The 13,910-nt window shown below is 50.1% G+C and carries 12 protein-coding genes; 8 read left to right on the top strand and 4 right to left on the bottom strand.

All coding sequences use genetic code 11. The features are described 5' to 3' along the window. The first annotated feature begins 569 nt into the window (after positions 1–569). The 5 genes from casA to cas6e all read left to right on the top strand — a co-directional run bounded on the left by casA (position 570) and on the right by cas6e (position 5,557). Complete coding sequence (casA, locus tag ACJJIY_RS01210; protein WP_445358936.1) at positions 570–2,171, top strand: type I-E CRISPR-associated protein Cse1/CasA; 1,602 nt, start codon at positions 570–572, stop codon at positions 2,169–2,171. Beyond that, positions 2,171–2,749, top strand: coding sequence for a type I-E CRISPR-associated protein Cse2/CasB (gene casB, locus ACJJIY_RS01205; RefSeq protein ID WP_444896171.1), 579 nt, complete (start codon positions 2,171–2,173; stop codon positions 2,747–2,749). Before casA ends, casB begins: the two co-directional genes overlap by 1 nt. 183 nt (positions 2,750–2,932) lie before the next feature. Beyond that, positions 2,933–4,009, top strand: a complete 1,077-nt coding sequence (cas7e, locus tag ACJJIY_RS01200) for a type I-E CRISPR-associated protein Cas7/Cse4/CasC (RefSeq protein WP_444896172.1) — start codon at positions 2,933–2,935, stop codon at positions 4,007–4,009. Positions 4,010–4,017: 8 nt separating this feature from the next. Continuing rightward, entirely contained in the window at positions 4,018–4,776 is a 759-nt protein-coding gene (gene cas5e / locus ACJJIY_RS01195; RefSeq protein ID WP_444896173.1) for a type I-E CRISPR-associated protein Cas5/CasD, read from the top strand. Positions 4,777–4,786: 10 nt separating this feature from the next. Beyond that, the gene (cas6e, locus tag ACJJIY_RS01190; protein WP_413663212.1) at positions 4,787–5,557 is read left to right on the top strand and encodes a type I-E CRISPR-associated protein Cas6/Cse3/CasE; all 771 of its coding nucleotides are present in this window, start codon (positions 4,787–4,789) and stop codon (positions 5,555–5,557) included. 782 nt (positions 5,558–6,339) lie between these two features. On the opposite strand, the gene ACJJIY_RS01185 is transcribed toward cas6e, so the two are convergent. From ACJJIY_RS01185 to ACJJIY_RS01175, 3 genes are all read right to left on the bottom strand, one after another. Beyond that, positions 6,340–7,698 (bottom strand): hypothetical protein, encoded by a 1,359-nt coding sequence (locus tag ACJJIY_RS01185; RefSeq protein WP_445358935.1) that lies wholly within the window; start codon positions 7,696–7,698, stop codon positions 6,340–6,342. Between the two features lie 343 nt (positions 7,699–8,041). Next, positions 8,042–8,545 carry an endonuclease V gene (locus tag ACJJIY_RS01180; RefSeq protein ID WP_445358934.1) on the bottom strand — a complete coding sequence of 168 codons (504 nt, stop codon included), beginning with the start codon at positions 8,543–8,545 and terminating at the stop codon, positions 8,042–8,044. A gap of 44 nt (positions 8,546–8,589) precedes the next feature. Next, the gene (locus ACJJIY_RS01175) at positions 8,590–9,324 is read right to left on the bottom strand and encodes a tetratricopeptide repeat protein (protein WP_445358933.1); all 735 of its coding nucleotides are present in this window, start codon (positions 9,322–9,324) and stop codon (positions 8,590–8,592) included. 236 nt (positions 9,325–9,560) lie between these two features. Between ACJJIY_RS01175 and cueO the strand changes: the two genes are divergently transcribed. Beyond that, the gene (gene cueO, locus ACJJIY_RS01170) at positions 9,561–11,132 is read left to right on the top strand and encodes a multicopper oxidase CueO (protein WP_445358932.1); all 1,572 of its coding nucleotides are present in this window, start codon (positions 9,561–9,563) and stop codon (positions 11,130–11,132) included. 20 nt (positions 11,133–11,152) lie between these two features. Here the strand turns inward: cueO and ACJJIY_RS01165 are convergent, their stop codons facing one another. Continuing rightward, positions 11,153–11,587, bottom strand: coding sequence for a helix-turn-helix domain-containing protein (locus ACJJIY_RS01165; RefSeq protein WP_282931385.1), 435 nt, complete (start codon positions 11,585–11,587; stop codon positions 11,153–11,155). A 76-nt stretch (positions 11,588–11,663) separates the two neighbouring features. On the opposite strand from ACJJIY_RS01165, the gene ACJJIY_RS01160 reads away from it, so the two are divergent. Together ACJJIY_RS01160 and ACJJIY_RS01155 are read left to right on the top strand one after the other, a co-directional pair. Further along, positions 11,664–13,121, top strand: a complete 1,458-nt coding sequence (locus tag ACJJIY_RS01160) for an MFS transporter (RefSeq protein ID WP_445358931.1) — start codon at positions 11,664–11,666, stop codon at positions 13,119–13,121. A 271-nt stretch (positions 13,122–13,392) separates the two neighbouring features. After that, positions 13,393–13,899 (top strand): hypothetical protein, encoded by a 507-nt coding sequence (locus ACJJIY_RS01155; RefSeq protein ID WP_445358930.1) that lies wholly within the window; start codon positions 13,393–13,395, stop codon positions 13,897–13,899. Positions 13,900–13,910 lie beyond the last annotated feature (11 nt).

The following is a 13,910-nucleotide window of genomic DNA, read 5'->3' as shown; positions in this document are numbered from 1 at the left end:
TCGGTAAGGGTTGAACGGCTTAGTAGTGGCGATTCAGTGCCGATAGCTACCGGCCGGTTAAAAGTGATGAACTTATATTGAGCTGGATACCGATTCGTTAAATTTCCTTCACAATAGAATCTGTCGCTAGTTTTGAGCCCCATCAAGGGGCTTTTTTGTATCTGTTGATTAACAATTGAGGTCAATAGCTGATGCAGGCTAAAGGGTGGGGGAATTGTCTGTACAGGAATATTCCCATATAGAGAGGCGAATGGGATTAATACCCTTATCTTGTGTGTGGTCTATGCGATAACTGAGCACTTTTCTTTGTGTGAGGTAGTAGGCGCGACCCTGATTTCCGGTGCGGAAAGTGAGAAAGATGCCCAGACTTGAGCCAGATCATTTTTCCCCAGTCAGAGTGGCATAAGGTAACGGAATTAGTGTCCCGGCAGTGACGCTGAGAGATTGAGCACTCAAAAATGAGGCAGAGGCGCTCGCACTGCTCTGAGTGTAACTGTTCCCTTTAGCTCTTGAAAAAAGCATGGCTATAACGGAGTAAGAGGGCGGAGACTGGATCAGGGAGGATCGTGGTGAATTTGGTTGAAGATTCCTGGCTGCCAATTATCCGGCGATGCGGTATGCAGGAAAGAATTGCTCCTTGGCAAATTGCCGAGGTGGATAATCCTGTCGTGGATATTTGCACGGTACGACCGGATTTTCGCGGGGCGCTGTTCCAGTTTTTAATTGGCCTGTTGCAAACAGCTTTTGCACCTGAAAGTGTCGATGATTGGGGAGTCTACTGGAAAAAGGCGCCTACTGAGGAAACACTGAAATCACGGCTGCAAAACTACGCTCCCAATTTTGAATTGTTTCAAGAGTCCGGGCCTGCATTTATGCAGGACTTGGAATTGAGTGTGGGGGAATCAAAGTCGATTGCTGCCCTACTGATTGAGGCGCCGGGCAGTAAAACCTGTAGAGATAATCAGGATCTATTTATTAAGGGCGGTAGGGTGCAGGGTGTATGTCCCAGCTGTGCCGCTAGTGCCTTGTTTACCTTGCAAATTAACGCCCCCTCCGGAGGAGTGGGGCATAGAACGAGTTTGCGTGGTGGTGGCCCTTTGACCACATTGATAATTCCAGAGGCAGAAGATGCCAACCTTTGGCAGAAATTGTGGCTCAATATCTTGCCACAAAAGGAGTTTGGGGCGAGGTCTGAAAGCTCTGATAGTTGTACCTTCCCCTGGCTCGCTCCCTCCCGCCTCTCTGACAAACAAGGTTCCTCTACGTCTCCCAATGATACCCATCCTCTGCAAATGTACTGGGGTATGCCGCGCAGGATACGTTTCCAAATCCCGAGAGAAGGCAAGGATTACTGCGACCTTTGTGGAGAGCAGACGAATCAATTAATCCGGGAATATACCACTAAGAATTATGGCATTAATTACGAGGGTCCCTGGATTCATCCCCTGACGCCCTATCGACGTGATCCCAAGAAAAAAGCCCCACCCTTGAGTTTGAAAGGTCAACAGAGTGGTCTCGGTTATCGGCATTGGTTGGGTCTTATGTGGAATGACCATTCAAATGGCGATGAAGCGAGCGGGGCGGTGCGCTTGTTCCATGAGGAATATGCGGAAATTCTCGAAGAACTGGATTCGAATGTCGATGTACGCCTGTGGGGATTTGGCTATGACATGGACAATATGAAAGCACGTTGCTGGTATGAACAGGAAATGCCAGTACTGCCTATTTCCCCCGAGTACCGGTCGCTATTTATTCAGCTGGCAGGGCAGCTTTTAACGGCTGCAAAAGATACTTTGAAAGAACTGCGCTTTAGGGTCAAGGCTGCCTGGTTTAATAACCCTAATGAGGCTAAAGGGGATTTTTCATTTGTCGATCAGGCGTTTTGGCAGGCGACGGAAAGCCAGTTTTATCGCTTGCTCAAGCAATTATCCCTCGAATCCAAGAAATCCCAATTAACACCTGCACCGGTGGCTATTGCCTGGGTACACACACTGAAAAAAACGGCCTTGGCGCAGTTTGATCATTGGTCAATGGAGGGCTCTGCGGAAGACCTGAAATTGCAGCGAGTGACCCGGGCGCGACGTTTTTTAAGAAATAAGCTCGCCAGTCTGGCAAGTTTAAAGGCTCTGGATAATACAGCCAAAGTTGAGCAACAACAGGAGGAATTGTGATGGCCGGATATCAATATCTTAGCGATACAGATGTGAGCCGACTGCGCGAGTGGCACCGCTGGCTCAATGACAAAGCTGGCAGGGCCGATCGAGCGCGTTTGCGCCGTGCGGTGGAGCCTATGGATGTAATGCCTACTCCCGCCTTTATCCGTTTTTTAAAGGATATGCCTGAGCGCTGGCAGAAAGATGAGCAAATTCGTATCGAAGATGCGGCTCTGGTAGCCACCGTAATTGCACACGTAAAAACTGATAACACCAGCAAAACAATTGATGTTGACAGCAGCGAGGCTATGGATATCAGTTTTGCCCGGTCCCTGGCTATGCCCCGGGAGAGAGGCGGGCGCCCCCCTTTAAGTGAGCTACGTTTTTTTCAGTTGCAAAAAAGTCGCGATACGGCTGAGTTTTACCGCCGCATAGTACGGGCCCTGGCCCTGCTGGATGGCAGAGCCAATATAGCTTCTCTTGCCAATGATTTGCTGCACTGGCAAAGAGAAATGCGCACGATTCCCGCAAGACATCCACAGGAACGCCTAGCTGTGCGTTGGGCAACTGATTACTACGCCGTATTACCAGACTGAGAAGTATTTAGAGAATTACAAATTAAAGGGGTCTTAGGGGCCTAAAAATATTTTAAATGCTATTCCCATAACAACACTAAGCACAGAGCAAAGCCAGACCGATTGACAGTGACTGTTGATCAGATACCTGAGAAATGAATCGAAGTAATGTGATGGCCTGACGGTCGCAACAAGGAGAGATTTATGAGCCGCTTTATTCAATTGCATGTATTGACCGCCTATCCCCCTGCGAACCTGAATCGGGATGACTTGGGGCGGCCAAAAACAGCGAAGATGGGAGGTTGTGATCGCCTGCGAATCTCTTCCCAGAGCCTTAAGCGTCACTGGCGAACGTCGGAGTTGTTCCAGCAGGTATTGGCAACGGAGCAGGGGGATAGCCTCATTGGCACCAGAACCAAGCGTCAGGGGGTACTGGCATATGAGACTTTATTGGATCTGGGTGTCTCTGAGAAAAAGGCCAAATTGTGGGCACAGAAAGTTGCCGAGCAATTCGGTAAGTTAAAAAAGCCGGAAAAAGATAACCCTCTGGCCGATTTGGAAATCGAGCAGTTAGTTCACCTCAGTAGTGCTGAGCAAAACGGGATCAATGCACTACTGAAAACCTTGGCAGAAGAGGGGCGGGAGCCGGATAAGACGGAGTTGGATTTATTGCGCAAGGAAAACATGGCGGTGGATATTGCTTTGTTTGGCCGTATGCTCGCTTCCAAGCCCACCTATAACGTTGAGGCGGCGTGCCAGGTGGCCCATGCACTCTCGGCTCACTCTGTAGTGATTGAAGATGATTATTTTACTGCGGTAGACGACCTGAATGATCGCAGCGAGGATGCCGGTGCTGCTCACTTGGGTGAGGCGGGTTTTGCTGCGGGATTATTTTATTCCTATATCTGCATTAACAAAGAGCTGCTAATTGAAAACCTTGGCGGGGATAAACCCCTGGCCGATCGAGCCGTAGCTGCGCTAACTGAGACAATCCTTAAAGTTTCTCCCAGCGGTAAACAAAACAGCTATGCCAGCCGTGCCTATGCCTCTTATGTCGTGGCCGAAGCCGGTGACCAGCAACCGCGCTCTCTCTCTGCGGCCTACCTGAAGCCGGTTGATCGCTATAGCGAGGATTACGCCCATGACGCTATTGATGCACTTCAAAAGCAATTGCAGAGTTTCGATAAAGTGTACGGGGATTGTGCTGATAGCCGCTATGTTCTCAATGCCGTAACTGGCGAAGGTAATATTGAGGAACTTTTGGCCTTTGTCAGCGAATAGGTGGCGCTATGGAATACCTAGTATTTCGTCTGTACGGTGCCATGGCTTCCTGGGGGGAAGTGGCTGTGGGGGAATCCCGCCACAGCGCACACTACCCGGGTAAATCCGCTATCGCGGGACTATTTGGTGCGGCACTGGGGATACCCCGGGAGCGAGAGGACTTACACCAGAACCTGGCCCAGCAATATCGCCAGGCGGTAAAGGTGCTGAATGTAGGTACTTTGCTAAAGGATTTCCACACGGTGCAGGTCCCAGATTCCGCTGGCAAGCGCCGCTACCATACGCGCCGGGATGAGCTGGTTGTAGGGAAAGCGCGTCTGGGAACCCTGTTATCCCGCAGGGAGTATCTGGTGGATGCGCAGGCGATAGTGGCCCTGAGATCCTGTGAAGAGGCTAACTGGTCTCTGGCGGAGCTGTGTGAAGCCCTGGCCCGGCCAAAGTATCACCTCTATCTGGGGCGAAAAGCATTTCCACTTTCAGCCCCCACTGCCGCACGGGTGATCGGTGCGGACAACTTCCGTAGCGCCCTGGACCATTATGAATCCCCGGAGTTGCTGGATTACCAACCGGAATGGGCCCGGCAGGAGCGCTGGTTGCCCACTGAAGAGAGTTGTCGTTACTACTGGGAGGGTAGCTTGGATGATTTCTCTGCGGAAGATGGAGTGTTTTCAGCAGGATCTGTACAGCGGCTTAGCCGTCTCGATCAGCCCCTATCTCGCAAGCGCTGGCAGTTCCAGCCGCGTATTGAAAATCTCTGGCAGTCATAAGGGAGCGGCTATGTATTTATCCAGAGTTCAACTATCTCCCTCGCTGGCGGTGCAGAAGCAGCTGGCACGGTTGCTCAGCGAAAACAGCTACGGTATTCATCAAATCTTGTGGGATCTTTTTGATGGTGATGAGCGTTTTTTATTTCGTGAGGAATCCTCGCGGGAACAGCTGCTTAGCAAACGCAATCTACCGGTGTATTACCTGCTGTCTAAAGTCCGGCCTGCGCAGGACAATCCGATATTTTTGGTAGAGACTAAAATCTTCGAGCCCCGCTTAAACCCCGGCGATCGGCTGGCCTTCCGCCTGCGGGCGAACCCTACAGTGGCGCGTAAAACTGAAGGGCAAAAGCGCGGCAAGCGGCACGATGTGCTGATGGATGCTCAATACCATTGGTTGCGGGAGCAGTGCGAATTGCATGGTTTACCTGTTGAAGGTGGCAAAGGGCAGCTGAAGCAGAGCTTGGTGCAGGAAAAGCCGGAGCAGTTTGACCAGGGGCAGATTGAAACCCGGTTACAGGATGTCAGCCAGACTGCCGCCCGCAGCTGGTTAATTCACCGGGGAACGCGCCTCGGATTTGATATTTACCCACCAAAGCTTCACTGCAATGGGTATCGTTGGAATTTGTTACATAAAAAGCAGCGCGGTGCTGGTTTCAGTTCTGTGGATTACCGGGGAGAGCTTTTGGTTACTGAACCCGAATTATTTATAAAAAATATTTTTGCGGGTATGGGGCCGGCCAAAGCATTTGGTTGTGGATTGATGTTAATCCGCCGAATCTGATTGGGATAAATAGAGTTTTTATACAGCTGGAAGTGTTTGAGAGCGAGGGCTGGGATTCAAAAGTATCTGCAACGATACTAAGACTTTAGCGGATAGCAAATAGGCAGATTTAGTGAGTTCCCCGCATCAGCGGAGATAAATCGACCGGTGATATGATGGTCAAACCAGCTTGATATTGTTCCCCGTATATACGGGGCTAAACCGGAGGGTATCCTGTTATACACTCCTTTCCGAATAGGTTCTCCGCATAAGCGGAGTTGCACCGGTAATTGCGCAATAAGGCGATCTTAACTGAGGCTGTTCCCCGCCCAGGCGGGGTTAAACCGTGGAAAATCGTCAAAGCTGCACGGTAATTATTCGGGCTATTCCCCGCAGTTGCGGGGGTAAACCGAGTGTGGGGTTGGGTTGTGCCGACACCTGAGTTTGTTCCCCCGCTGGGCGGGGCTGGACCGTAGCCGATAGCGCACGGACATTAGTTCTGAAAATGTTGCCCGAAAGCTCGGGGATGCAATGGGGGTGTGCTATGATCGCGCTCCTTTTGCGCGACTGTTCCCTGTTTGTACAGGGGTAAACCGGATAAGGCATAGCCTTAGTGCTTTGCGCAAGGTGTTCCCTGAATGCTCGGGGATAAACCGACGATGGAGAAGTTGTCGGAGTGCATCCTAGTTGTTCCCCGCTCTCGCGGGGCTGCACAACGACTTTTCCCTTCTTCTTTTTCCTGTAGATTTCGCAATCGAAAGCCCCGCAGTGTATTACCGGGGGCTTCTGAATTTTGGCTGAAATTATTGGAGGATTACGCCGGTATTACTCTCACCGCCGATCTGGAAGTTAAAAGCGCGGCCATTGGAACCTGTCTGGGTAATTTCTTTTGTGTGGTTGTTACCAATTTGCAGGCTAAAAGCTGAGTTGAAATCGCCACTCTGGGTGATGGTGATGTTATTACTATCGCCAAACTGGCGGGAGCTTATTGAAAGAGACTCACCAGCCTGTTCGAACGTTGCCCGGTTATCGAAACCCAATTGACGGGTGAATATATCTACCTCTGTTCCAGCCTGCTCGATATTGGCAACATTCTGCAAACCGGTTTGTTCATTGGTCGCGCTGATCAGTAAGCCGCCTTGATTAATAACTACCACATTATCAATCAGGAACTGTTCGCTGTTCATGGAGTTGAATTCGGCACCCAGCTGGGAACCCGTAATCTGGTTGGTGGTACCGGTCTGGCGTATATCGATACTGCTACTCAGTGCGGATTGTTCTAAAGCCGCGTTGTTGCCCCCACCATTTTGGCGCAACTCAAGGGTATTAAAGGCACCGGTTTGGGTAATCGAGGTGATATTGGCATCGCCGAGCCTTTGGATAATCAGAAGGTCATTGAACAGACTGTCTACTTGGGTCGCAAAGGCGAAGTGGCGATTGTTTGTTTGCCGTAAGGTCATACTGCTGCTGACACTGGCAAATTGTGCGAGCCCGCCATAGATATCGCTGCCATCCTGCAGTATGTCCAAGGTGCCATCGATTGTGGCAACCAGGCTGGCGGTGGCGAAGTCGTCCCGATCAAACTGAAAGATTAAAACGGAACTGCCTATATTGCCTGCGGTTTCCTCTACCACGGCACTTTGCCTTTCGCCGTCCTGGAATACAAAAATGCTGCCGTTAGCACTGGCTTCCTGGCGACCAATAAAAAAGTGACTGTCTCCATCCTGGATATTGGTAATGGTATTACCGCTGCCAAAGCGCTGTTCGATAGTGGAAGCATTGGAGGTACCAAGTTGCAGAATAGAGACCTGGCTGTCGAGAGAGAGTTCTTGGGTGATCTCGGAAGTATTTTGCGATCCGATTTGTGTATTGGTTGCGCTTAGAGAAGCACCACCGGATTGAGATATCGTGGTCTCGTTTTGGCTACCGATCTGGGTACTCTGAATACTACTGTTAATAACACCGCCACTTTGAGTGGCGGTGGCGGTATTAGTATCACCTATTTGGCGTTTGATAATAGTATTGCCGAAACCCGCTTCAGTTTGATCGGAATTTGCTGAGTTACCTGAACCGACTTGTTCCAAGTCAGTAGAGTTGGTGCCCAGCGCATTGCCGCTAAAGGCAACCAGTGCGAGCGTCGCAATACTGGCGCATAACTTCATGAGTAACTCCTTTACTACAAAACTTCCAAGGAGCCCATTCGGGGCTGCTAATGAATATCGCCCACTCGGACTTCACAAGTGGACATCAAAAACTACGAGCCGAATACATCAGTATGGGATCTTAGCTACTTCTAGCCGTCTCTCTAAGCGCCAAATTATCCCTATGGGATAAACGGATGCCAGGTAGCTTTTACTTTCAGTATCTATTTCCCGCCGAATAGAAAAATTATTGCTGGCATCGAAGGGGTAGGATATGAGAAATAAGTATTGAAAATGTAGGAAGAAAGTCCCAGGGATGTGACTGGGAAATGGCGGCGATAACTGCCTTTCATTCTCTCGGGAATTATCGTGGGGACTTTCGACACTCGCGGTCCACGCGTTTCAATAAAGTGGGGATACGGTGGTCTCCATGCATCTTTTTCACCAATTTTTTGGCTTCCGGCAAAGGGAGACCGAGGCTGCTGATATACAGTGGTTTTACACTCTTTCCCCGCAGCAGTTCCGCCTTAACAGGTGTGTCCTTAAACGGTTTCTTGGCGACACCGATGATGGGAACTTCCTGCTGGAGAGCAGAGTAGAGATGGGCACCCAGCCCCGGTTTTTGTTCCCCTCCGAGAAATACATAACCATCGATAACAATCAGTTCTGCTTCTATCTTGTGCTCCTCGATTAGGGTGAGGATACAGGGGAGTTCTCGCTTGTAGAAAGCACCGGGCTCATAGGCCAAGGTACTCTCTATTTTACTGAGATAGAGTTGCTCGGGCTCAGGAGCTGACCAATCGTCAAAGCCGACCCCGGCTACCATTGCTCCGGGGTCCCGGTAATCTACATCTACCGCCAAAATCATATTGGGAGCCTTTTTTTTCCATTGAGCCGAATGTTGCGATTGGTTCAGGATACTTCCAGTTTTGCCTGCTTTAACAGCTGCTTATGAGTCGCTTTGTAGTGCTTGCCCAGTGTTTTGGATTTATCAAGGATTTCATTGAACAAGACATTGGCCTTTTCCACCTGGGATTGATCTTTCAAGAATAAGGCAAAGTAAAAAGTCGCTTCTGGTCCGCTGTAGTATTGGTACAGCGTTTCATACTCGTGGTAGGCCTCTTTTACTTGCTTCAATGCCGCTAGTGTACGAGCGTAAAGTAAGTGAGCATCCTGATTTTTAAAATCGGGGTTCTTTTCGATTAATTGATCCAGTGTCTCCTTGGCCAGTTCAAACAGATTGAGAGCAAACTGACAGCGTGCCAACCCAAACATCAGCTCAGGGTCATCCTGATGAACCCCCTGGAGGCACTTTTCATAGAGAGTTTTTGCCTCGTGATAAAGGCCGCGTTTCACGCATTCATCGGCCATGCGCATAGAGTTTTCCACATTATTGGAACGGGACAATTCTTGCGCAGCCTGATGGATATCCCGATTGGGATTTAGAGTTTCCCGCACCGTCCTGCGCGCATTTTTGGCACTGCGTGACTGGTTTACTTCCGGCAGAATTTCCAGGACCAGGTAAGCAATAACTCCGGCCATGGGCAGCATCACCAGAACCCAAATCCAAGTGGTGTTGCGCCCGGTTTTGAGCACGTGAATTACAAAAGCTGCCTGAATAAGCATGGATAGAATAAGAAACGGCATAGGGATTACTCTTCTTATTTTCACTACTAACTTTTCGTGGGCAAGGTTAACCGAGTTCGCTTAGAACACAAGGGCTGTGGATTACGGAGTTGTGCACCAGGGTACCACTCTGTGTTGAGTGCACAGTTGTCGCAATATACTACTGGGCCATGGGAATAAGCCGTCTAAGATTTCTGGGGATAAAAATGACCAGTGCCCTAGACACTTGGAGCTATGGCGCATAGGGAGGTGAGCCCATGGCTCAATTGTCGCGACGGGAATTTTGTTTTGCCACTGGCGCATTGGGGGCGGCCTTGCTAACAGGGGTGTCGACTTCCAAAGCTGCCCAGGCACAGAAGGGCCGCCGTCAGGCTCTGCCGATTCCCCCGGAACTGCGTGCAGATGGGCAAGGCCGGATTAAATTGGCAGCGCGCCCGGGCAAGCAGTCTTTCCTACCGGGGGTGACTACACGTACTTATGGGTTCAATGGTCCGTTTTTAGGTCCGGCGATACGGGTGCGCAAGGGCGAGAAAGTAACCGTCAGCGTGGTCAATCATCTGCCGCAAAATGTAACTGCGCATTGGCATGGACTAATCGTACCCGGCAATGCCGATGGTGGCCCCTATATGCCATTGAAACCTGGAGAAACCTGGACCGTAGATTGGAACATAATCCAGCCCGCCGCTACCCTGTGGTTTCATCCCCACCTCTACCCGACAACCGCCGAGTTGGTACTCAAAGGCCTGGCGGGATTGATTATCATCGATGATGAAGAAAGCGATGCACTGCCGATACCTTCGCGGTGGGGTGTGGATGACATTCCGTTAGTGATTCAGGATCGCCGCTTTACCGATGATGGTCAGTTCTTCCATCGCTTTAACGAAGTGACGGTTGCGGCGGGCTATTGTGGGGATCGACTTCTGGTTAATGGCGTTATTAATCCGGTGGTCAGGCCACCTAAAGGCTGGGTGCGCTTTCGTATTTTGGATGGCTCCAACGGGCGCAACTATCGGCTTGCCACCAGTGACAAGCGACCACTCTACGTGATCGCCAGCGATGGCGGTTTTCTCTCGGAACCAGTGAAAGTGGATGTACTGCCTATTGCTGCGGGAGAGCGCTACGAAGTAATGATCGACACCCGCGATGGCAAGCCTTTCGACTTCCAAACACTGCCAGTGCCCCAGCCAATAATGCGCCTGCCGCCATTTGATCAGGCTCACAGTTTTCTCAGTGTGGTGCCTGGAACATCTGAGGGAAAAGGACAGTTGCCGGAGAGCCTGGTATCCCTGCCGCAGATCCCCCAAAACCTGCCACCAATCAGTCAGAAGCTGGTGATGCAAATGAACCGACAGAAGCAGGCGCAAGCAGTGATTGCTGCAACGGGGCTACCGCAGATGGTTGCCGCCGGTACGACCAACCCCGATGTGGTGGCCAAGGTATTGAAGCTAATTACTGAGGGGCCGGCATTGCCGTTAAAAGAGCAGCTAACTGCGAATGCGATTAATGGGGTTTCCTTTGCATTTACCGAGCCTGGATTTAAGGTTGCGAGGAATAAGGACCTGCGCTGGGAGATCTCAGAGGGACAGGACCGAATGCTACACCCGGTACATATCCACGGCTGCCAGTTTCGAGTCACGAAATACAATAATGCAGAACCGCCACTCTATATGCGCGGCTGGAAAGATACGATGCCCATATCCGATGGCGGCAAAGCGGAAATATTTGTTCGTTTCCCGCTGCCGGCGATGCCGGATATGCCCTATATGGTGCACTGCCATGTTTTGGAACATGAGGACTCGGGAATGATGACAGAGTTTAGTGTCTCCTGACTTTATTCGCTGCTATTCTGTCAGCGTCGCTTCTGTTTCCTGTCTTCCTTATGCTGTAACTTGGTAGCTTTCCTAATCAGGTTTTGGAAGTTGGGGCACTCCAGCTGATTGACCTCGGGACAGTTGGCCACATGGCGTAGCCCATCGCGCATAGCTTCGAGTCGGCGGATATTCTTTTCCAGATCGTCGGCCCTGGCGAGGAGCTGCTCCCTGTCGATAGCGGGGTTGCCATTAGAGGAAAACATCTCGCCAATTTCATCCAGGGAAAAACCGGCGTAGCGGCCAAGGGAGATAAGGGACAACTGTTCTATCACTGTGGCTTTAAAAATCCGTGTAATTCCCCGACGACCACATGACTTTATCAGGCCTTTTTCCTCATAATACCGAAGTGTGGAAGAGGGGAGTCCCGACAGTTTGGAGACTTCGCGTATATCCAGTTCTTCCCTGTTATTCATCGCTTATTGACCTCAAGCTCACTTGAAGTTGTATGCTAGTTTCACGCGTCATTACTGGCAAGTCAAAGTTCAGCTTATGCACACCGCGAAAAGTTATTCCGAAGATCCAATTTCCCAAGAGGCTGCTCAGGTTTCCAAAAGAGGAGTCCTGGTCACCTTGTGCTTGGCGACCTTGCTCGCAGCCTTGGGAGTCAGCGCAATTAATATGGCGCTGCCTGTATTAATCGAAAGCTTAGGAGCTTCCTTCAGTAATACTCAGTGGATTACCGTGGCCTACATGATGTGTATGACTGCGACCCTGCCTATTGCCGGCAGTCTCAGCGACAAGCTGGGTCGCAGGAAATTGTTCCTAAGTGGCGGATTGATATTCACCTTATCGACATTACTTTGCGCGCTGTCTTTTAATGTTTGGACCCTGGTTTTTTTCCGCGCAATACAAGGGGTCGGTGCCGCGATGTTCGTGGCTGTGTCTATGGCTATTGCCAGCGACGTTTTCGATAAAAGTGAAACGGGAAAGATAATTGGATTACTGGGCAGTCTGTCTGCGGTTGGGACTGGTATGGGCCCTATCGTGGGCGGCTTGATTGTCGAAAATCTGAATTGGCAGGCCATCTTTTGGCTGGTGGTGCCGGTGGGATTGGGGGTGTTTTTCCTGGCATATCGAACTCTGCCGGAAAACATAGTCGGCGAAGTTGTTGATGGCAGAAGTCGATTCAAACGTTACATGGCTGCGGCATTCCTGTTCTTTAGCATTGTTTTTTATACCCTGGCAATTAAACCACTGGGAGAGGGATATTCCGCAGTTAATGGCATTGCTATCGCTCTATCGGTGATATTTGGTGTGGGGTTGTTTTATGTCAGGCAGAAAGTGCACCCCCTGCGTGAAGGATTTACGGAGTCTTCTGGAAAGCAGACATTCCTGGCGAATGTGGCTGGAAACTTTTTGGTGGCTTCATCGGTAATGAGCAGCCTGATTGTAGGGCCTTTTTATTTGACCCTGGCACTGGATCTGGACCTTTTTATCGCAGGGCTGGTGATGACAACCGGTTCATTTATGGTGGCTGCTTGTTCAAATCTTGCCGGTCGAGCAGTGGATCGATTCAATAGTCGGGGTATCGTATTACTGGGTCTGTTAATTTTGCTTTGTGGAGCCATGGGAATGGGGCTGCTCAGGGTAGAGCAGGGCTTGGTAGGCTATCTGGTTTTTTCCGTCACTATGGCAATGGGTTACGGAACCTACCTGTCGACAGTTAATACCATGACCATGAATAGCGCCCGGGCCGAAGTTCGTGGGCGTATTTCCGGGTTTCTCAGCCTTTCACGAGGATTGGGTTTGTTGACCGGAGCTTCAGTGATGAGTGTGATTTTTGTAGGGCTTGTACCCAGCCAGCCCCTGCAAGACATGAGCCCTTCGCAGATAGCGGATGGTCTCAATGCCGTTTATCGCCTGGCATCAGTGTTCTTGTTAACCGCATTAACAATACAGGTGGTGTCTATTCTTGCCAGCAAGCTTGCTTCCAAAGCGCAAAATTAAAGATTACCTCCAGAGCTATAAAGTAAACCCATTAGCGAGTGCTTCGTTTTAGTGAGCACTCGCGGATATTAATAGCTGCTGGAGCTATTAATACCCATCTCTATTTCCTGATTTATTCCTATTTTCCAGTCCAGCGCTTTTACACTTCACCCACTACCTCAATAGCTAAAAATTCAGGCATAGATCTGGTTGACTTAAAGCTGGCTTCAAGTTGTATCTTGAATCTGTGGATTCCAACAAGATATCGAGAGAGCTTTAGGAGGACCAATCAGTGACGAATTCTTTGAGACAGTGTGTTGAAGCACTTAAAGCGAATTGGCAGGGACTTGATACTTCATCGATTGTGAGATGTCGAGAAGCCCTGGGAAAATTGGCGGCATCAAATCCTGATGAAGCATGGTTGGCTGATCTACACAGTCGCCAAGAACCCAGTGTAGAGTTATACCGGGATGAAGGTAAGGGTTTTATCTTGCTGGCTCATGTGGAGCCTCGTGGGCTCTATCGCCCACCACATAATCATGGCAATGGCTGGGTATTTTACGCGGTGCAACATGGTGAAGTGGAGATGTCTACCTATGGTTTGCTCAATCAAGACGACGGTGAACAACTGGTGAGCCGGGGCTGTTATCAAATGAAGCCCGGTGACTGTAGTGCGTTCTTACCAGGGGATATTCACGATACTCATTGCCTTTCCGAATATGTATTGATGTTTAGGTTGACCAGTTGTGACTTTAGCGAGGAGAAGCGTGAGGGACGTCTTAGGGTGTTTGCATCTTAAGCAAGAGTTTA

Source organism: Microbulbifer maximicatervae (SeqCode) (assembly GCF_052468155.1).
The sequence above is the reverse complement of the archived record's forward strand: the minus strand, read 5'-3'. Positions and strand labels throughout refer to the sequence as shown.